Annotated in this window: 15 protein-coding genes; 8 read left to right on the forward strand and 7 right to left on the reverse strand. The window is 73.2% G+C overall.

Going from position 1 to position 20,343, the window contains the following annotated elements:
• Positions 1-45: 45 nt before the first annotated feature.
• Positions 46-471, reverse strand: a complete 426-nt coding sequence (locus ABZO31_RS12660) for a DUF3499 domain-containing protein (protein ID WP_406861260.1) — start codon at positions 469-471, stop codon at positions 46-48.
• Positions 472-947: 476 nt separating this feature from the next.
• On the opposite strand from ABZO31_RS12660, the gene ABZO31_RS12665 reads away from it, so the two are divergent.
• Positions 948-1,379 (forward strand): metallopeptidase family protein, encoded by a 432-nt coding sequence (locus ABZO31_RS12665; RefSeq protein WP_406865331.1) that lies wholly within the window; start codon positions 948-950, stop codon positions 1,377-1,379.
• Positions 1,380-1,436: 57 nt separating this feature from the next.
• Here the strand turns inward: ABZO31_RS12665 and ABZO31_RS12670 are convergent, their stop codons facing one another.
• The 3 genes from ABZO31_RS12670 to ABZO31_RS12680 form a co-directional block, all read right to left on the reverse strand.
• Entirely contained in the window at positions 1,437-2,993 is a 1,557-nt protein-coding gene (locus ABZO31_RS12670) for a DUF5719 family protein (protein ID WP_406861261.1), read from the reverse strand.
• Positions 2,990-6,664, reverse strand: a complete 3,675-nt coding sequence (locus tag ABZO31_RS12675) for a glycosyltransferase family 2 protein (protein WP_406861262.1) — start codon at positions 6,662-6,664, stop codon at positions 2,990-2,992. Before ABZO31_RS12675 ends, ABZO31_RS12670 begins: the two co-directional genes overlap by 4 nt.
• Positions 6,665-6,989: 325 nt before the next feature.
• Complete coding sequence (locus tag ABZO31_RS12680; RefSeq protein ID WP_318106492.1) at positions 6,990-7,253, reverse strand: WhiB family transcriptional regulator; 264 nt, start codon at positions 7,251-7,253, stop codon at positions 6,990-6,992.
• Positions 7,254-7,919: 666 nt separating this feature from the next.
• Here ABZO31_RS12680 and ABZO31_RS12685 point away from each other — a divergent pair.
• From ABZO31_RS12685 to ABZO31_RS12695, 3 genes are read left to right on the forward strand one after another with little or no spacing between them, the layout of a single operon-like run.
• The gene (locus ABZO31_RS12685) at positions 7,920-8,444 is read left to right on the forward strand and encodes a cysteine dioxygenase (RefSeq protein ID WP_406861263.1); all 525 of its coding nucleotides are present in this window, start codon (positions 7,920-7,922) and stop codon (positions 8,442-8,444) included.
• Positions 8,445-8,457: 13 nt separating this feature from the next.
• Positions 8,458-9,414: a 2-phospho-L-lactate transferase gene (gene cofD, locus ABZO31_RS12690; RefSeq protein WP_406861264.1), complete on the forward strand. Its 957-nt coding sequence runs from the start codon at positions 8,458-8,460 to the stop codon at positions 9,412-9,414.
• Positions 9,411-10,715 (forward strand): coenzyme F420-0:L-glutamate ligase, encoded by a 1,305-nt coding sequence (locus ABZO31_RS12695; protein WP_406861265.1) that lies wholly within the window; start codon positions 9,411-9,413, stop codon positions 10,713-10,715. Before cofD ends, ABZO31_RS12695 begins: the two co-directional genes overlap by 4 nt.
• A 7-nt stretch (positions 10,716-10,722) precedes the next feature.
• On the opposite strand, the gene ABZO31_RS12700 is transcribed toward ABZO31_RS12695, so the two are convergent.
• From ABZO31_RS12700 to ABZO31_RS12710, 3 genes are all read right to left on the reverse strand, one after another.
• A complete protein-coding gene (locus ABZO31_RS12700) occupies positions 10,723-11,718 on the reverse strand; it encodes a DNA-3-methyladenine glycosylase family protein (RefSeq protein ID WP_406861266.1) in 996 nt (331 codons plus the stop codon).
• Between the two features lie 31 nt (positions 11,719-11,749).
• On the reverse strand, positions 11,750-12,832 hold the full coding sequence (locus ABZO31_RS12705) for a sugar phosphate nucleotidyltransferase (RefSeq protein WP_406861267.1): 1,083 nt from the start codon (positions 12,830-12,832) through the stop codon (positions 11,750-11,752).
• A 107-nt stretch (positions 12,833-12,939) separates the two neighbouring features.
• Entirely contained in the window at positions 12,940-14,289 is a 1,350-nt protein-coding gene (locus ABZO31_RS12710; protein WP_406861268.1) for a peptidoglycan recognition protein, read from the reverse strand.
• 137 nt (positions 14,290-14,426) lie between these two features.
• On the opposite strand from ABZO31_RS12710, the gene ABZO31_RS12715 reads away from it, so the two are divergent.
• From ABZO31_RS12715 to ABZO31_RS12730, 4 genes are all read left to right on the forward strand, one after another.
• Entirely contained in the window at positions 14,427-15,179 is a 753-nt protein-coding gene (locus ABZO31_RS12715) for a TIGR03089 family protein (protein WP_406861269.1), read from the forward strand.
• A complete protein-coding gene (locus ABZO31_RS12720) occupies positions 15,098-16,561 on the forward strand; it encodes an LCP family protein (RefSeq protein WP_406865332.1) in 1,464 nt (487 codons plus the stop codon). The genes ABZO31_RS12715 and ABZO31_RS12720 overlap by 82 nt, the downstream gene beginning before the upstream one ends.
• A gap of 254 nt (positions 16,562-16,815) precedes the next feature.
• Positions 16,816-18,567 (forward strand): LCP family protein, encoded by a 1,752-nt coding sequence (locus ABZO31_RS12725; protein ID WP_406861270.1) that lies wholly within the window; start codon positions 16,816-16,818, stop codon positions 18,565-18,567.
• Between the two features lie 53 nt (positions 18,568-18,620).
• On the forward strand, positions 18,621-20,342 hold the full coding sequence (locus ABZO31_RS12730) for an LCP family protein (protein ID WP_406861271.1): 1,722 nt from the start codon (positions 18,621-18,623) through the stop codon (positions 20,340-20,342).
• Position 20,343 lies beyond the last annotated feature (1 nt).

Here is a 20,343-nt window from a genome sequence, read left to right on the forward strand (position 1 = left end):
CAGGAATGCGGTGGGCAGGGCAGCCTCGGTGTCAGGGGTCCGGTGTCAGGAGTCCGGGGAGCGGAGCACGCGCAGGTGGCCCCGGCGGCCCACCTCGCCGCCGCGGCCGCCCTTGCCGCCACCGCCGCCCGCCTCGGCGGCGCGCTCCTGCGGACGGGCCGCCTCGCGCACGGCGTTGGCCAGGGCCTCCAGGTCGTCGCCGCTGGGCCGGGCCGGGGCGGAGCCGTCGGAGAGCCGGACGACCTCCCAGCCGCGGGGCGCGGTGAGGCGCTCGCTGTGCTCGGCGCACAGGTCGTAGCAGTGGGGCTCGGCGTAGGTGGCGAGCGGGCCGAGGACCGCAGTCGAGTCGGCGTAGACGTACGTCAGCGTCGCGACGGCAGGGCGGCCGCACGCGGTGCGCGAACAGCGACGTACAGGGCTCACGACGTTGGACGGTACCGCACTCTTGAGCGGGCCGCGACGACTCTCCACCAGGTCACTCCACCGTGTCGCATGGTGACGTCCGCCACGGGGCCGTTCCGCCCGACGGTCCTGACCTGCGCGGGAGGTGGGGAGGGCGGTCGGGGGCAGGACGGGTTCCGGACAGCGATGGGGAGAAAACCGGTCAACCACGGCCCGGGAGGCGATCGCGGGGACGTGTCGATTCGGGCCCATGCGTGGCCGGAATGTTCAACTATCGACAGTCCTGAGGAGGCGGGGGTGACCCCGGCGTAGGGGGCGGTCGGACACCGGCGCACGGACGCGGAGGGCGCGCGCCGGGCGCCTCCGGGCGGCGGAGACCGCGCGATCGGCTCGCGTGACGACGCGATCGGGTTCGGGATACGGCGTGACCGGACTCGGGATCGGCGCGACCGTACTCGGGCTCGGCGCGACCGTACGCCGAGGGCGGCTCGATCGGCCCCCGGAGACGGCCCGATCGGTCCGTTCGGGGCTACCCTGCGTGAGTGATGGACAGTTCTGTGCCGCCCCGACCGACCGAGCCGCGGATCCGCCGGCGGGACCGCCACGGCCGAGGTATGCGGGGCCCCGTCGCGCCGCCCCAGGTCCCGCTGTCGGCGAGCCGCGCCGACACCTTCCGCGATCTGGTCCTGGACTCGGTGGAGCGCCTGGAGCGGCGGTTCCCTCAGCTGGTCGACGTCGAGTTCCTGGTGATGGAGGTGCCGCCGGACGTCCGGGAGGACACCGTCCCGCTGGGCGGCTCCGTGCCGGCCAAGAAGGACGGCCCCGCCCGGGTGGTCGTCTACCGGCGGCCCGTGGAGATCCGTACGAAGAGCCGCGAGGAGCGGGCGACGCTGGTCCACGAGGTGGTCGTGGAGCAGGTCGCCGATCTCCTCGGCCTCTCCCCGGAGTCGGTCGACCCGCGGTACGGGCAGGACTGAGCCCGACCGCGGGACGAGACCTCCCGAAGGAGCGAGACCGCCCGTACCCCCGCCAGGTCAGTCGTCGAGGACCGACAGGTCCTGGCGGGCCGTGGGGACGTCGACGGTGCCCCGGTCGTCGCCGATGGCCTGGATCGTGAACATCGGGACGCCGTCCTCCGGCAGCGCCAGCATCCGGGCCGCGTGCACCGGCCCGCCCGAGACGTGCTCGACCGTCAGCGCGTAGCCGCCCTTCAGCCCGGACGGGACCGGCGGGGCGAACGCGGTCGTCGTGCCCGCCTTGACCGTGACCGTCTTGGAGACGGTCGCCCCGCCGCCGCTGCCCGCCGAGGCGGTCACCTTCACCTGGGCGGTCTCGCCCGGCGCGGTCAGCGAGAGCGTCGAGCTGGCGGCGCGGTTGTCGGCGGCGGTGCCGCGGACGGTGACCGGCGCGGTGGCCTGGACGAAGCCGAGCTCCTGCTTGCCGGGCTTGCCGCGCACCACGCGCAGCGCCGCCACCACCGGCGTCGGCCGCTTGGGGTCGGCCGGGACGATCATCAGCGCGCCCGCCTCGCCGCGGGTCAGGTTCGGCAGGTCGAGGGCGGCGGTCATGCCGGACTTCACGGTCAGCGACTCACCGCCGGCCGGGACGATCGTGCCGGACGCCCCGACGAACTTGACCTTGAGCTCGGCGTCGTCGTCGCCGGGCGCGTACGCGACGAGCCGGACGCCGGTCGCGTCGGCGGGGATGCCGGGCAGCACGGCCGTGGCGGCGGGGTCGGCGGAGGCCGGCAGCCAGTCGCTGCCGATCTTGTCGTCGGCGACCCGGACGACCGCGCCGACCCGTCCGGTACGCGTCGTCACGTGCACGGTCACGTCGGCCGCGGGGGCCTCGGCGGTCAGCGTGGAGAGCAGCACCGGGACGCTGGAGCGGGCCGGCACGGAGATGCCGTCCGTCAGCACGGACTTGAGCTTGCCGCCGGGCCCGTACAGCTCGATGTCGGCCACGGCGGCGGTGTCGTCGGGGTTCGTCAGGTGGACGTAGTCCTGGCGCTCCTTGGCGGTGGAGGCGGCCGGGAACCAGACGTCGGTGTCGGGCGGCGTGCAGGTGACGCCGAGCAGGCCGCGGGCACCGCCGGCCGGGACGACGGTCGACAGCTGGGTCGTCCAGCCGGGCGCGAGGGCGCCGGTCGCGGTGCCGACGAGGGCGGGGGCGGCGGGGCCGTTCACCTGGGCGGTGACGGGCGTGCCGGGCTTGGTCAGGCTGAGCGTGGGCTTGGTGGGCGTGGGCTTCTTCGCCGCGTCGGCGGCCTTCTTGGGGTCGGTGTCGACGAGGGTGACCGTGGACGGCAGCAGCTCGGCCTTGTCGGCGGGCTTGTCCGCGTCGCCCTTGCCGCCCGCGCCCTGGGCGGAGCCGGCGCCCTGCCCGGGCGGGGTGTACGAGGTGTAAGTGGTCTCGGCGACCTCGGAGCTGCTGGGCACGGGGCAGAGCAGGGTGGTGCGCTCGACGGGCAGCCCGAGCGGCAGCGACAGGTCGGCCGTCTTCGTGCCATCGGGGGCCGTCAGGGCGGCGAAGCCGGTGACGGCGGCGAGGGCGGTGGCGGCCGCGATCAGGGAGAGGGTGGTGCGCTTCACTGGTTGCTGCTCCCGTCGGGACGCTGCTCGGTCTCGTTGCCGTACCCGTAGCCCTGGCCGTAGGCGTCGCCCTGGCCGTACCCGTCGTACTGCTGCGGGACCTGGCCGTACGGGTCGTAGCCCTGCTGGTCGCCGTACTGCTGATCGCCGTACTGCGGCTGGGCGTACGGGTCCGCGTAGCCCTGCTGCTGGGCGTACGGGTCATAGCCCTGCTGGGCGTACGGATCGGCGTACTGCTGCTGGGCCTGGCCGTACGGGTCGTAGCCCTGCTGGTCGCCGTAGGGCTGCTGCTGCCCGTACGGATCGGCGTACGGCTCCGCCTGCGCGGGCACCGGAACCGGCTCGGGCTCCGCGTCGCCGGCCGTCTCCGCCGCGGCGGCGGCCTCCGCCTCGGCGGCGGCGCGCAGCCGGCGGGCGCGGCGGCCGTCGCCCTCCATCGCCTGGGCGGGGATGACGACGTCCTCCTCCGGCAGGTCGTCGTCGATCTCGCGGCGCCGGCCCGGCAGGGCGAGCACCAGGAGGACGACGGCGAGGAACGCCTGCGCCCAGACCCACACGGTGTGGGTGAGCGGCGCCTCGTACGTGAGGTCGAGCCGGCCGCCGTCGGCGGGGAGTTCGAAGCCCTGGGCCCAGCCGTCGACGGTGGTCTTCGTCAGCGGCTTGCCGTCGAGGGTGGCCGTCCAGCCGTCGTCGGCGCGGTCGGCGATGCGCAGGATCCGGCCGTCCGGGCCGGAGGGGATCTTCGTGTGCGCCTCGACCCGGTCGGAGGCGACCGGCAGGGGCTCGACGGGCTCGTCGCCGCGGGCCGGCGGCACGATGGTGGCGCGGGCGACCTGGCGGTCGACCCGCCAGAGGGCGCTGCCGTCGAGCTGGCTGAGCCGGCTCAGGCCCGGGGTGGCGTCGAGGACGCGGCTCATCTGGCGCGGCGCGCCGTCGCGGACCAGGACGTAGCGGATCGCGAAGCCGCTGAGCTGGTCGGTCTGGTCGGCGCCGGAGCCGGCCACCAGGTGCGCGACGACCTTGTCGAGGCGCGGGTCGCCGCCGCCGGTGGTGGCGAGTTCGGCGTCGCCGAGGACGCCGCCGGAGCCACGGACCAGGGCGTACTGGACCTCGCCGGGCGAGGCGCCGCCGAGGACGAGGGTGCGGGGCTGGTCGCGAGTGCCGGACTCCTCGGCGACGAACGCCGGGACCTGCACGGGGTCGCGGCGGGTCAGCGGGCCGTCGGCACCGCCGATCATCCAGCCGGCGGCGGCCGCCAGCGGGCCGAGCGCGGCGGCCAGCGCGACCAGGGCGGCGACCGGCTGGCGCCAGCCGAAGCCGTGGGCGGCGACGCGGGTGCGGCCGCCCTCCGCGCCGATCATGCCGGCGGCGAGCAGGGCCGCGCCGTAGACGAGGGTGGCCGGGCCCGCCCAGCCGGAGGCGTTGGCGAGCACGGCGAAGACCAGGCCGACGAGGGCGGCGGCCCAGGCGGTGCGGACGGCGAACTGCCGCTCCTCGCGGAGCAGACCGGCCAGGGCGGCGAGCACGACGCCGAGCAGCAGCAGCCCGCCGACGGTGCCGGGACCGCCGGGGCTGAGCGCCAGCAGGTCGAGCGCGGAGGCGGCGCCGGGGCCGAGGTCGAGACCGGCCTCGCGCAGGAACGCGCCGGGGTCGGTCAGCAGCGTGAGCGACCAGGGGGCGAGCACCAGCACCGGGGTGCCGACGGTGGCGAGGAACCGCAGGCCGTAGGCGGGCAGGTCGGAGCGGCGCACCACCAGCACGGCCAGGCCGAGCACGACGGCGATCGGCCACACGATCGGCGTGAACGCCATGGTGAAGGTGAGCAGGAAGGCGTACGCCCAGGTGGCGCGCCAACTGCCGCGGTCGGGCCGGTTGAAGCCGTGGGCGGCGACGGCGGCGCGGGCGATCAGCGGCAGCATGATCGCGAGGACGGCGGTGCCGAGCCGGCCGGTGGCGAGCGCTCCGGTGACGGCGGGCAGGAAGGCGTACGCGATGGCGCCCCAGGCGCGCAGCAGCCGGGACTCGACGAGCGGCCGGGCGGCGAAGTACGCGGTGAAGCCGGCGAGCGGCACCGAGCAGACGAGCAGCAGGGTCAGCGCGAAGCCGGTGGAGCCGAGGAACAGGGCGGAGAGCCCGGCGAGCACGGCGAGGTAGGGCGGGGCGGTCTGGGTGCCGCCGGTGCCGAGGGGGTGCCAGGTGTCCGCGTACCGGCCCCAGAGTTCGGCGACGGAGTCGGGGGCGGGCAGCAGGGCGCCGCCGGTGAGCGCACCGCCGGCGAACAGGCCGCGGCAGGCGACGAGGGAGACCAGGAGCAGCAGGGCGAAGAGGACCGGGCCGGGCTTGCGGGCGATCTTCTTCAGCCGGGCGAACTGCTCGATCTCCAGGTAGTCGGCGTCGTCACCGCCGGGCCCGGACTCGACGACGCCGTGCCGGGAGCCGCCGGATTCGGCGTCGGAGCCGCCGAAGTTGGAGACGGCCTGTTCCACGGTGGCGCGGACGGTGGCGCCGGGCGCGGGGAAGAGCGCCTTGAGTTCGTTCGGGGCGACGGCCGGGTTCTTGCGCCGGCGGCGGGCGGCGAAGATCCGCTCGGGCCGCAGCAGCACGGCGAACAGGCCCATGACCTCGTCGACGGCCTGGCCGGGGACCTTGCCCACGAGGTAGGTGAGGGTGCGCAGCAGGGTGCCGACGACCAGCCGGAGCAGGACGTACGGCAGGGCGGCGCCACGGGTGTTGGCGAGCAGCGTGTAGACGGCGCCGGACTTGTCGACGCGGTGCGGAGACGCACCCTGCCGCGCGAAGCGCGTCGTTGAGGGGTGGTGGTCGGGCGACGGGCGGGAGGCGGAGCGGCCGACGCAGTCGACGGTGCGGCGCTCGCGGGCGGACGCCTCGGCGTGCCGCAGGATCGCGTCGGGGGCGACGAGGACGCTGTGGCCTGCGGAGTGGGCGCGCCAGCACAGGTCGACGTCGTCGCGCATCAGCGGCAGCCGGCGGTCGAAGCCGCCGAGCTGCTCGAAGACGTCGCGCCGGATCAGCATGCCCGCGGAGGAGACGGACAGGACGGAGCGGACCTGGTCGTGCTGGCCCTGGTCCTGCTCGCGGCGGTCGAGGCCGGTCCAGCGGCGGCCGCTGCGGGCGATGGAGACGCCGACCTCGAGCAGCTGCTTGCGGTCGTACCAGCCGCGCAGCTTGGGGCCGACGACGGCCGCGTACGCGTCGGCGTCGGCGACGCGCAGGAGTTCGGCGAGGGCGTCGGGGGCCGGGGCGGAGTCGTCGTGGAGCAGCCAGAGCCACTGCACCGGTTCGCCGTGCGGCAGTTCGGGCATGTCGTACGCGTCGTCGCGCCAGGTCCGGCTGACCGGGTCCCAGCCGCTGGGGCGCTTGAGGTACTCGAGCTCCTCCGGGCCGAGGACGGGCGCGGTGCGCGCGGCCTCCTCGACGGCGGCGCCGAAGCCGGTGCGGCGGGCGAGGTGGAGCACGCGGTCGTCGCCGAGCGCCTCGGTGAGCAGGCGGGCGGAGTCGTCGGCGCTGCCGGTGTCGGCGGCGATGACGTTCTGGACGGGGCGCTCCTGGGCGAGCAGCCCGGCGAGGACGTCGGGCAGCCAGCGTGCGCCGTCGTGGGAGACGAGCACGGCGGTGACGACGTGGCGCGGAAACTCGGGAGTTGCGGACATCGAGGTACGGGCCCTCCGGCACCGGGGGTCGCCCGCGGGGGGCGTGGGGAGCTCTCGGACGGAGGCCCACACTAACGGCTGTGGGGAGCCGGGTTCGCAGCCTGTGGACAAAGGGCTGTGGACAGGGGGTGTGCACAGGGGTCGTGGACGGGGCCGTGCGCAGGGGTTGCCCACACGGGCTGAACAAAAGCGTCCGCCGCCCGTGCGCGATGCACGGGCGGCGGACAGCTGTTCTCGCGTGGTGGCCGGTCGGCGGCGGTCGGTACGCCGGACGGTGCCGGACGGTGCGTCGACCCGCGACCTCGGCCCGGCGGCCTGATCGGTACTAGACGGCGGCCTTCTTCAGGCGGCGGCGCTCCCGCTCGGACAGACCGCCCCAGATGCCGAAGCGTTCGTCGTTCTGCAGGGCGTACTCGAGGCATTCGGAGCGGACCTCGCAGGCCAGGCAGACCTTCTTGGCCTCCCGGGTCGAGCCGCCCTTCTCGGGGAAGAAGGACTCCGGATCGGTCTGGGCGCACAGTGCGCGCTCCTGCCAGCCGAGTTCGTCGTCCGCGTCCTCGACCAGCAGTTCCTGGAACAACTCGGTCATGTGCGCCCCTCGTCCGTCATTTGCGTCCCCGTGCGTTGCCGTCGCCTTTCGGCCGAACGACACGAGTGAAATTACAAGTTCGTAGCTCCGCGCGAGTCAAGCCGAGATCTGCTATTGGGCCCCGTATTCACTCTGCGGAACCAAGGCTATGCGGAAAGTGTTCAAATCGCCAAAAACCATGACACACCCCACCGCCTTGACGACGCCGCCCTCTCTCGAGGAGAGAGACGCCCGGGACGTGGATCATGTTGCGATCCAGCCACGGAAGCGATCCGGATCACAGTCCGATCACGGAGCCCCCGCCGCGTTTACGGGCACTGCTGCTGCGCCATGTCTCCCACCCTCCGACTGCGCAAACCTTTCTCCACACGGAGTAACCGGATGAGGTGAAACATTGCCGCCAAATCGGGCATTGAGTTGACAGTCGGGACGCCGCCCGCCACCTTTGATGCCATGCCAGCGACCACAGCGCACTCCGCGACCCACGTCCGTGGGTTCCGCAGCGCTGTCCAGGCGCGCTGTTGCTGTTGCTGTTCCAGCTGTTGATGCCGTAAGCGCTCCAGCGAACTTCCCGAGGCCGACGCCTCTTCCGCGTCGCCGCCTCCGCGTCACTCCCGCACTTCCCTGCACTCACCTGCAACGTTCTGCCGAGGAACCACCGCACCCATGAACAGCGACAGCGACCTTCAGATCGCGGGCGACATCCTTGAGGTCCCGCACCTGCTCCAGCCCGCCAAGGAGCACCCCACCACCGTGGCCGAGTTCGTCGGCCTGGCCCGCGAGCTCGCCGCCGACCGCGCGCAGTGGGCCCACCTGGTGCGGTACGACGCCACGACCCGCTGGTACCACCGGCTCCGCACCGGGCCCGGCTACGAGGTATGGCTGCTGTCCTGGGTCCCCGGCCAGGGCAGCGGGCTGCACGACCACGGCCGCTCGTCCGGTGTCCTGACCGTCCTGGAGGGCGAGCTGACCGAGCGGACCGAGCGCGGCCGGCGCACCCTCGCCGGCGGGGCCCAGCGCGTGTTCGCCCCGGGGTACGTGCACGAGGTCGTCAACGACTCCCTCGAACCGGCGGTCAGCCTGCACGTGTACTACCCGGGCCTGACCGAGATGCCCATGCACGAGGCGTCACATCAGGCCACGCACCAGGCGCAATGCGCCCCGGCTGCCGAAGAGATCGTCTCCGCCTGACAAACTGCACTGCATGCGCATTGTGGTTCTGGCCGGCGGCATCGGTGGCGCCCGCTTCCTGCGCGGTCTGAAGCAGGCCGCCCCGGACGCCGACATCACGGTCATCGGCAACACCGGTGACGACATCCATCTGTTCGGGCTGAAGGTCTGCCCCGACCTCGACACGGTGATGTACACCCTCGGCGGTGGCATCAACGAGGAGCAGGGCTGGGGACGGGCCGACGAGACCTTCCACGTCAAGGAGGAGCTCGCGGCGTACGGCGTGGGGCCGGAGTGGTTCGGCCTCGGTGACCGCGACTTCGCCACGCACATCGTCCGGACCCAGATGCTGGGCGCCGGCTATCCGCTGAGCGCCGTCACCGAGGCGCTGTGCGCGCGCTGGCAGCCGGGCGTACGGCTGCTGCCGATGTCGGACGACCGCGTCGAGACGCATGTCGCGATCGAGACCGACGGCGAGCGGCGGGCGGTGCACTTCCAGGAGTACTGGGTGAAGCTGCGCGCCTCCGTGGACGCGCAGGCGGTCGTACCGGTCGGCGCGGAGCAGGCGAAGCCCGCCCCGGGGGTTCTGGAGGCGATCGCCGAGGCGGACGTGATCCTCTTCCCGCCGTCGAACCCCGTCGTGTCGATCGGCACGATCCTCGCCGTTCCCGGGATCCGCGAGGCGATCGCGGAAGCGGGCGTGCCCGTGGTGGGCCTCTCGCCGATCGTGGGCGACGCGCCCGTGCGCGGGATGGCGGACAAGGTCCTCGCGGCGGTGGGCGTGGAGGCGACGGCCGCGGCGGTGGCGGAGCACTACGGCTCCGGGCTGCTGGACGGCTGGCTCGTCGACACGGTCGACGCGGGCACGGTGGCGCAGGTGGAGGCGGCGGGGATCCGCTGCCGCGCGGTGCCGCTGATGATGACCGACGTCGAGGCGACGGCGGCGATGGCGCGCGAGGCGCTGGCGCTGGCGGACGAGGTCCGCGGGTGACCGGGGCGGGACCGGCGGAGTACCGCGTCCGGGCCGTCGAGGGGCTGCCCGAGGTGAAGCCGGGCGACGACCTGGCGGAGCTGATCGCCGCCGCGGCGCCGGACCTGGCCGACGGGGACGTACTGATCGTCACGTCCAAGATCGTCAGCAAGGCGGAGGGACGGATCGTCGCGGCGGACGACCGCGAGAAGGCGATCGACGCGGAGACGGTGCGGGTGGTGGCCCGGCGCGGGACGCTGCGGATCGTCGAGAACCGGCAGGGTCTGGTGATGGCGGCGGCCGGTGTGGACGCCTCCAACACCCCTGCCGGGACGGTGCTGTTGCTGCCGGTGGACCCGGATGCCTCGGCGCGTGCGATACGGGACGGGCTGCGCGCGGCGCTCGGCGTGGACGTCGGCGTCGTCGTCACGGACACCTTCGGGCGGCCGTGGCGCAACGGGCTCACCGACGTGGCGATCGGCGCGGCGGGCGTGCGCGTCCTCGACGACCTGCGGGGCCGGACGGACGCGCACGGCAACCCGCTCGACGTGACCGTCGTCGCCACGGCGGACGAACTGGCCGCCGCGGGCGACCTGGTGAAGGGCAAGGCGGCGGGGCGGCCCGTCGCGGTGGTCCGGGGCCTGCCGCACCTCGTGGGCGGCCAGGACGGCGCCCACGTGCTGGTACGCAGTCCCGCCGACGACATGTTCCGGCTCGGGACCTCCGAGGCCGTACGGGAGGCCGTGACGCTGCGGCGGACGGTGCGGGAGTTCACGGACCGGCCCGTCGACCCGGGCGCGGTGCGGCGGGCCGTCGCGGCGGCCGTCACCGCGCCGGCGCCGCACCACACGACGCCGTGGCGGTTCGTGCTGCTGGAGTCGGAGGCCGCGCGGCTTCGGCTGCTCGACGCGATGCGGGACGCGTGGATCGCGGATCTGCGGCGGGACGGCAAGTCGGAGGAGTCGGTCGCGAAGCGGGTGCGGCGCGGGGACGTGCTGCGCAACGCGCCGTATCTCGTGGTGCCGTGCCTGGTGATGGACGGCTCGCACCACTACGGCGATCCGCGCCGGGACGCGGCGGAGCGCGAGATGTTCGTGGTCGCGGCGGGGGCGGGTGTGCAGAACTTCCTGGTGGCCCTGGCCGGTGAGCGGCTCGGTTCGGCGTGGGTGTCGTCCACGATGTTCTGCCGTGACGTCGTCCGGGACGTCCTCGAACTGCCCGCGGACTGGGACCCGATGGGCGCGGTCGCCGTCGGGCATCCGGCGGCGGCGCCGAAGGAGCGGCCGGTGCGGGTCGCCGACGCGTTCGTCGAGGTCCGGTAGACACCCCCTAGAGCCGGGCGATGTCGCCGGGGGTCATCCTCGGCGCCCGGCGGGGCGGGACGCGGCCGCTGAGCAGGATCAGCCGGGCGGCGCGGTGCCGCTGGCCGGCGTACGGGGCGAGGAGTTCGAGCATCGCGGCGTCGTCGGCGTCGCGGTCGCCGGCGAGCGCGTAGCCGACGATGCCGGGCAGGTGCAGGTCGCCGACGGTGACGGCGTCGGGGGCGCCGTTGCTGCGCTGGATCGTCTCGGCGGAGGTCCAGGGGCCGATGCCGGGGATGAGCTCCAGGCGCGCCTGGGCCTCGGCCGGCTCCATGGCGGCGGCCTCCTCCATGCGGTGCGCGACGCGGGCGGCGCGCAGGATCGTGGCGGCGCGCTTGTCGTCGACGCCGGCGCGGTGCCACTCCCAGGACGGGATCTGCCGCCAGGTCCGCGGGTCGGGCATCGCGTACATGCCGTCGGGGGCGGGGCCGGGGGCCGGTTCGCCGAAGCGGCGGACGAGGAGGCGCCAGGCGCGGTACGCCTCGTCGGTCGTGACCTTCTGCTCCAGGACGGACGGGATCAACGACTCCATGACCAGCCCGGTGCGGGTCAGCCGCAGGCCGGTGCGGCGGCGGTGCGTGGCGGCGACGAGGCGGTGCCGCGGGACGAACGCGGCGGGGTCGTCGTCCGCGCCGAGCAGTGCGGGCAGCCGGTCGAGCAGCCACGCGGCGCCGGGGCCCCACGCGTCGGCGTGCGCGGCGCCGTCCCGCAGGCTCACCCGCAGGGTCCCGGCCCCGTCCGGCGTCCGGCTGGCCCGCCACACGGAGCCGTCGGCGGTGGCCCGGAAGGTCGGGTCGGCGGGGCCGCGGCGCAGGGGCCCGAGCGTCAGCCCGAGATCGGTCGCCTCGGGCAGCGCCCACTCCCGCGCGGCGCGCCTGCCGTCGCGAGCGGGAGGTACGGGCACGTGCCCGCCCCGGAAGGTGGCCCGGGTGGTGGGGGTACGGGGCGCGAAACGTCCGGCCATGCGTACGAGCGTAGCGGGGCGGGTGCCGCCGCTACTGGTCCGACGAGAAGCGGACCGCTCCCGCCGGGAGGGTGGTGTTGCACCAGATTCTTACGCCGTCGCGGAGTTCGTTGTCGGGGCCTACCGTCGCGCCGTCGCCGACGACCGAGCCGGTGAGGTGGGTGCGGGCGCCGATGTGGGCGCCGGTGCCGACGAGGGAGTCCGTGATGACCGCGCCCGGTTCCACGACCGCGCCCGCCAGGATCGCGCTGCCCGTGATGCGTGCGCCGGCGCCCACGACCGCGTCCTCGCCGACGACCGTGCCGCCCGTGAGCTTGGCGTCGGGGGCCACGCGGGCCGACGGGAGGACCAGACGGTCGCCGCAGCGGCCGGGGACAGCGGGGGACGGGGCGCGGCCCAGGACCAGGTCGGCGGAGCCGCGGACGAAGGCCTGCGGGGTGCCGAGGTCGAGCCAGTACGTGGAGTCGACCATGCCCTGCAGGTGCGCGCCCGAGGACAGCAGCCCCGGGAAGGTCTCGCGTTCGACCGAGACCGGCCGCCCCGCCGGGATCGTGTCGATGACCGAGCGCCGGAACACGTACGCCCCGGCGTTGATCTGGTCGGTGACGATCTCCTCCGGCGTCTGCGGCTTCTCCAGGAACGCCGTGACGCGACCGGTCGCGTCCGTGGGCACGAGCCCGAAGGCCCGCGGGTCCTCCACCCGGGTCAGGTGGAGGGAGACGTCCGCGCCGGACGACTCGTGGGTGTCGACCAGGGCGCGGATGTCCAGGCCCGTGAGGATGTCCCCGTTGAAGATCAGGACCGGGTCGTCCGGCCCCGAGTGCAGCCGCGCCGCCACGTTGCGGATCGCCCCGCCCGTGCCGAGCGGTTCCTCCTCGGTGACGTACTCCAGGCTCAGCCCCAGCTCCGAGCCGTCGCCGAAGTACGGCTCGAAGACCTCCGCCAGGTACGACGTGGCCATGACGACGTGTTCGACGCCGGCGGCCCGCGCGCGGGCCAGCTGGTGGGTGAGGAAGGGCACTCCCGCCGCCGGGATCATCGGCTTCGGCGTGTTCACCGTCAGCGGCCGCAACCGCGTCCCCTTGCCGCCGACGAGGAGGATCGCTTCTGTCACCAGTCGTCTCTGCTTCCTGCTCGGGCCGGTCACACCGCTGGTCCTGCGATGTGACCGGTCAGTTTATGCAGATGACCGGACCGATGACCGTATGGGGTGTACGTGTTTCAAGCACGCCCCTGATATTTCGCGGACGCGGTCCGGGTGGCACCGAGCTTGCTGTACAGACGGGCCCCGGGACACGCGGTCGAGAAGCCGTCGCGGTGGCCGGAGATGACGTTGAGCCTGACCTGCTTGCCCTTCTTGAACCGGTTGCCGCCACCGGACGTCAGCGTCGTCTTCGCCTTCGGGTTGGCCCCGAAGAGCCCCAGCTTCCACGCCGTCAGCCGCGCCACCGCGGTCGTGGCGGCCGCCGGCGGGTTGCTCGACCCGAAGGTGCCGAGGACGGCGATGCCCATGCTGTCGGTGTTGAAACCACGTGTGTGGGCGCCCAGGACCGCCCTGGTCACTCCCCCGGCACGGCCTTCGTAGATGTTTCCGCACTTGTCGACGGCGAAGTTGTAGCCGAAGTCCCGCCAGCGCATGCTCACGACGTGGTACCGGTAGATACTGCGCAGGACGGAGGGGGCCTGCTTGCAGGTGTAGTTGTTGCCGGTCGCGCTGTGGTGCACGAAGGCCGCCTTGACCTTCTTCGTGTACACGAACTTCTTCTCGCGCAGCTTCTCGTTCGCCCCCCAGCCCTTGCGGGTGACGATCCGGGGCCGCGGCCCGATGTACGGCTTCGCCGCGACCCGCTCGGCCGGCACCTGCCCGTACGCCGCCTCGGTCTGACGCCGGGACAGCGCCGGGATCACCGTGCCCTCGGGCGCGGCGTACGACAGGGACCTCGCCCGGGCTTCGCCCGGGGGGACCCCCGGCGGTCCGCCCGCGCCGAGGTCCGCCGCCGCGTCCTCGCCCGGGTCCACCAGCTCCAGCCGCAGCCCCTCCGGCAGCGGCGCGGCGCCCTCGGCCCGTACGCGGACCTCGACGCCGTCCGAGTCACCCACCCACAGCGGGGCGGTCGCGCCGCGCACCGCGCCGGACGCGCGCTCCTCCGCACCGGGGTCCGCACCGTCGGCGTTGTGGCTCTCCACGTCCTGCCACTCCGACCAGGACGCGCCGCCGGCGGCCCGGGTCCGGACCTGGACGCTGCCGTGCAGCTCCGCGTCGGCGTCGTCCCAGACGACACCGACCAGCGAGAACGGTCTGACGTCCTGTCGGGTCAGCCCCTGCACAGCGGAGGCGCCGGCCGCGCGGGAGCCGCCGAGGACGCCGAGTTCGAGCGACTGGGTCTCCCCCGCCACGCTCTCCTCCGCCGCCCGGGAGGAGGCGGAGGGCGAGGAGGGTGGGGAGGACTCGGCGGACGAGGAGAGGGGATCGCCCGGAGGCAGGTCCCCCGCGCCGGCCGCGGGAGCGAGAGGAAGGACGAGGGCGGCCGTACACACGACGCCGATGGAGGTAGCAAGGTAGGCACGCATGCTGAGATCGTGCGGAGGCCGCCACCGATCCGCGCGCCGGGATCAGGCCCGGAAACCGAGCGTCTTTCCCCCCGACGGAGGACCCGCGTCACCGGTACGGCGGTGCCCCGCGGCCCCGCCCGCGTACCCTTGCACGGGTGAACGCCACCGATCGCACCCCCGCCGACCTGCTGCGATCCGCGCTCGCCGCGGACCCGGCCCGCCCCTTGGTCACCTTCTACGACGACGCCACCGGTGAGCGCGTCGAATTGTCCGTGGCCACCTTCGCCAATTGGGTGGCGAAGACGGCCAATCTCCTCCAGGGCGAGCTCGCCGCCGAGCCCGGCGCCCGGCTCGCGCTGCTGCTTCCGGCCCACTGGCAGACCGCCGTCTGGCTGCTGGCGTGCTCGTCCGCCGGCGTGACGGCCGACCTCGGCGGCGAACCGGCCGGCGCGGACCTCGTGGTCGCCGGCCCGGACCGGCTCGAGGAGGGCCTGGCCTGCTCCGGGGAGCGGATCGCGCTGTCGCTCGCCCCGTTGGGCCGCCGCTTCCCGGCCGCGCCGGCCGGATACGCCGACTACGCCGTGGAAGTCCCGAGCCAGGGCGACCGGTTCGCCCCGTTCGTACCGGTCGATCCGGACGCCCCGGCGCTGGCCGTCGGCGGCGTGGAGCTGACGGGGGCCCAGCTCGTGGAGCGGGCGCGGGCCGACGCGGAGGAGCTGGGCCTGGCTCCCGGATCGCGGGTGCTGACGGGCCGCTCGTACGACTCCTGGGAGGGCGTCTCGGCGGGGCTGTATGCGCCGCTGGCGGCCGGCGGCTCTGTCGTGCTCTGCCGCAACCTGGACCTGCTGGACGCGGACGGGCTCGAGAAGCGGGTGGACAGCGAGCGGGTCACGCTCACGGTCGACTGAGCACGGGACCGGCCGGCCACGGGGCCGACCGGCCACCGGGGCCGACCGGCCGACAGGACCACGCACGACATTTCCCGCCACCCGTCCGGCGCAGCGACGCGCCGAGTCCCCGGGCTCGGGCGTCAACGCCGGTACATGATCGGCGGGTACACGCCTTTGATGCCTCTTTGCCCCCTCGACGGACGGGACCGGACGTGACGGACAGCGCAGGCACCCCGCCCCCCGCCGACCCGGACGGGCCGGCGGGCGTCGGGGAGCCGGGCGGGGAGCCCGGCGGCCGCTCGCGCAAGCGGCACTGGCTGCGGTGGACGGCGATCGGCTGCTCGGTGGTCGTGCTGGCCGCGGCCGCCACGGGCTGGTGGCTGTACCGCAAGCTGGACGCCAACATCACCACCGACACCTCCGCCGAGGCGGAGCTGCGCCGCTACGAGAAGGAGCGCCCGAGCCCGGGGGCGCTCGGGGCGCAGAACATCCTGATGATCGGCTCGGACACCCGGGCCGGCAGCGGCAACCGCAAGTACGGCCGGGACAAGGGCACCCAGCGCTCGGACACCACGATCCTGCTGCACCTGTCCGCGGGGCGGTCCAGCGCGACGGCGATGTCGGTGCCGCGCGATCTGATGGTCCGGATCCCGAGCTGTCGCAAACCGGACGGAACGCGCACGCGCGAGCAGTTCGCGCAGTTCAACTGGGCGTACGAGTTCGGCGGCACGGCCTGCACCATCCGCACCCTGGAGAAGCTGACCGGGATCCGGATCGACCACCACATGGTGGTGGACTTCCGCGGCTTCAAGAAGATGGTCGACGCCGTGGACGGCGTGGAGGTCTGCCTGAAGGAGCCGGTGAACGACCCGGACGCGCACCTGAAGCTGCCGGCCGGCCGGCACACCCTCCGCGGCGAGCAGGCGCTGGGTTTCGTACGGGCCCGCAAGTCGCTGGGCAACGGCAGCGACACCGAACGCATGGACCGCCAGCAGCAGTTCCTCGGCGCCCTGGTCAACAAGGTGCAGAGCAACGGCGTCCTGCTGAACCCGACGAAGCTGTACCCGGTCCTCGACGCGGCGACCAAGGCGCTCACCACCGATCCGGGCCTGGACTCGCTGCGGGACCTGTACGACCTGGCGCGCTCGATGCGCAGCGTGCCGACGGAGAAGGTGCAGTTCCTCACGGTGCCGAGGCGCCCGTACACGTACGACGCGAACCGGGACGAACTGGTGCAACCCGCAGCGGACGAACTGTTCAGGCGGCTGCGCGAAGACCGGCCGGTGGAGGTCGCCCCGGACGACGAGAGCGACAGCGGACGGTACGAGCCGGCCACCCCGGAGCCCGAGCCGACCCCCACGTTCTCCGGCCGCAACGCCGCCGAGGGCGTGTGTTCATGAAGTGACCGTCCGGTCACTCGCAGGTGAATTGGTAAAGCGCTGCTCAAACCCTGTCCGGCAGGAAACGGTGTTTGAGCGAATTGCCCGCTTGTAAGGTGCGTGGAATTTGTCACGGACGTCGCCCCACGCTGAACTGGGCGGATAGTGTGACGCGATCCGGTGCCGCGACCACGTGGTCGCGCACTGACGAGGATCGAACGCATCGAGCGCCCGGGGGAGGCGCCGCGTCGCACCGACGGAGGACTCAAGCAACCGTGGACGCGCACAGCCGTGGACGGGCGGACGAGATCGACCCCGCCGACCAGTGGGTACTCAACCCGCGGACCGGTAACTACGAACTGCGACTGGACCGTTCCGCTGGGCAGTCGGCACCCGTCTCCGGAAGGCGCGGCAGCACTCCCCCGAGTCCCAGAGGCCCCGCCCCCGAGGGCGGCCGCCGCCGCTCCGCCGCACCCGAGGCCCCGCCCGTCCCCGGCCAGCGCCGGCGCCGGGTCCCCGAGGGCCAGGGCCAGGGCCAGGGCGGCGAACCGCCGGCCGGCCGCCGCAAGCGCAAGCCGGCGAAGTCCCGCAAGAAGAAGGTCCTGATGTGGACCGGCGGCGTGACGGCCTTCGTGGTCGTCGCGGGCGCCGTGGGCGCGTACGCGCTGTACGAGCACTTCAACGGGAACATCAAGACGGTCGATGTGGCCGGGGCGAGCGGCGGCGGGTTCAAGAAGGGCCAGGCCTTCAACATCCTGCTGATCGGCACGGACAAGCGCACCGGCTCCGGCAACTCCGGCTACGGCGACAAGAACAGTCCCGGGCACGCCGACACCACGATCCTGTTCCACGTCTCCGCGGACCGCACCAACGCGACGGCGATGTCGATCCCGCGCGACCTGAAGACCGACATCCCGGAGTGCGAGACCAAGACGCCCGAGGGCACGAAGTCCATCCCCGGCGAGCGGGACGTCCGCTTCAACACCAGCCTCGGCCAGGCGGGCCGCGACCCCGGCTGCACCATGCGCACGGTCACCGAGCTGACCGGGCTGACCGTGGACCACTTCATGATGGCCGACTTCAACGCCGTCAAGGAGATGACGACGGCCGTCGGCGGCGTGAAGGTCTGCCTGAAGAAGCCGGTCAAGGACAAGGACTCCAAGCTGAACCTGCCCGCCGGCGAGTCGGTCGTGGCCGGCGAGCAGGCCCTGGCGTTCGTCCGCACCCGGCACAGCTTCGGCAACGAGAGCGACCTGGACCGGATCAAGGTCCAGCAGCAGTTCCTGAGTTCGATGATCCGTCAGATGAAGTCGGACGAGACGCTGACCAGCCCCACCAAGCTGTACGGGCTGGCCGAGGCGGCCACCAACGCGCTGACCGTCGACACCGGCATAGGGAGCATCTCCAAGCTCTCCGACCTGGCGAAGGAACTCACCCCGATCGACCCGAAGAACATCACGTTCGCCACGCTGCCGGTCATAGACAACCCGGCCGAGAAGATCAAGGCGACGGTCGTCCCGCACCCGGAGAAGGCGCAGCAGCTGTTCGCGCTGATGAAGTCCGACACCTCGCTCACCGCGGTGAAGAAGAAGGAGCAGGACGCCAAGAACGCCCAGGCGAACGCCCAGGCCGCGCTCCTCAAGGGCCCCCGCGCGGAGGCCTCGAAGGTCCGGGTGGACGTCTACAACGGCAGCGGCATCACCGGCGCGGCCCAGAACACGATCCTCTGGCTGCAGAACGACGCCGGCGTGAACCGCTCCACGAACAAGAGCAACGCGCCGCAGAAGCAGGCCACGACGACGCTGGAGTACGGCCCGAACCAGGCCGACCAGGCCCGGAAGCTGGCGGATCTGATGGGTCTGCCCGCGACGGCGCTCAAGCAGGGGACACAGGATGCCGGTGAGATGGAACCGATGACACTGATCCTCGGCTCTGACTTCAAGGGCGCGGGGGTGCCCCTCACCGGCCCGGCCAAGGTGCCGGACATCGAGAAGGTAGAAGCCGACAAGAAGGTGTGCGCCGCGTGACCCGGAAATCCCGGGCCCACGGCCGCACCTGAATATCCGAGGGGGGCCCAGGGGTGGGACAGAGCAGGGTGCGCAGGGAGGGGACGCGGGAACGCGTTCCGCACCCGCGTGATCATGGCTGGGACGACAGCCTGTACGAGGAAGCGGGCACGATGGGCCTGCGCGTACGGCCGGGTTCCGGCGATGCCGGTGACAACGGCCCGGGCGAGGCGGGCGGCGGCAGCGGCCACCGGCGCGGCGGGCCGCGCCGGCGTGCCAGGAAGGGCAAGCGCAAGGTCCTCAAGTGGACGGCGGCCGCGGTGTCGCTGCTCATACTCGGCACGGCCGGCGCGGGCTACTGGTACTACGAGCACCTCAACAGCAACCTGCGCTCCGGCGGCCGCAGCGGCGGCGACAGCGGTGTGAAGAAGGCCGCGCCGAACGCTCTGGGCAACACCCCGCTGAACATCCTGCTGATCGGCTCCGACGACCGGAGCGACCCGCGGAACGTCAAGCTGGGCGGCGGCAAGAACCTCCGCAACCAGCAGCCGCTCGCGGACGTGCAGATGCTCGTGCACATCTCCGCGGACCGGAAGAACGCCTCCACCGTCACCATTCCGCGCGACACGATCGTCAAGATCCCGAAGTGCACGGACGCCAAGGGCAAGACGTACGCCGCGACGACGACCCGGCCGATCAACGAGACGCTGGGGCGCGGTGGTCCGGGCTGCACCCTCACCACCTGGGAGTCGCTGACCGGGGTCTACATCGACCACTGGATGATGATCGACTTCGTCGGTGTGGTCGCCATGGCGGACGAGGTCGGCGGCGTCCCGGTCTGCGTCGAGACCGGCGTGCACGACAAGCCGACCCTGCGGGTCCCCGGCGGCTCGGGTCTGAAGCTGCCCAAGGGCACCACAGATGTCCAGGGCGAGCAGGCGCTCCAGTGGCTGCGGACCCGGCACGCCTGGGGTAACGACCAGGGCCGCGCCAAGGCCCAGCACATGTACATGAACGGCATGTTCGAGAAGCTGCAGAAGCAGAACGCGTGGACGGACACCGGTCAGTTGCTCGGCCTGGCCGAGACGGCGACCAAGGCGCTCCAGGTGTCCGACGAGATCGCCTCGGTCAAGGGCCTGTTCGATCTGTCGATGCAGCTCAAGAACGTGAAGCTGAACCGGATGACGACGGCCACCGTCCCGACGGTGGAGTCCCGGCTCGACAGGAACAAGCTGGAGATGGTCCCGAGCTCCGCGGACAAGATCTTCCGGATGATCCGCGAGGACGTCGCCATGGACAAGAACGGCGACCCGAAGGACGCCAAGCCGTCCGCCGCCCCGTCCGCGAAGCCGGGCCCCACGGCGGCCGCTCCGGGCTCGCTCGGAGTCACGGTGGTCAACGGCACCCGCTCCGACACGGAGGCCGCGGTCGAAGGCCGGGCGCGCGCCATCGCCGACACCCTGAAGGGCAAGGGCTTCACGCAGGCGAGCTCCTCGCAGGACGCCGAGCAGCGCAAGGACAGCGTGGTCAAGTACCCGAAGAGCGGGGGCGAGCAGGGCAAGGCCGACGCGGTGTCGGTCGCCACGGCGCTCGGCCTGCCCGCGACCTCGGTCCGGGCCGACGCCACGGTCGAGGGGATCACCCTGGTCGTCGGTCAGGACTGGCGCGAGGGCACCGCGTACAAGCCGGCGAAGACGGAGGCCGGCGATCTGCCGGAGGGCTCGGACGTGGTCCGGGCGGACGAGAAGCACTGCATGCCGGTGTACGGGCCGTACCGCTGGGACGGCAAGGACTGAC

The organism is Streptomyces solicamelliae (genome assembly GCF_045348655.1).
In the GTDB taxonomy this organism is placed as follows: domain Bacteria; phylum Actinomycetota; class Actinomycetes; order Streptomycetales; family Streptomycetaceae; genus Streptomyces; species Streptomyces solicamelliae.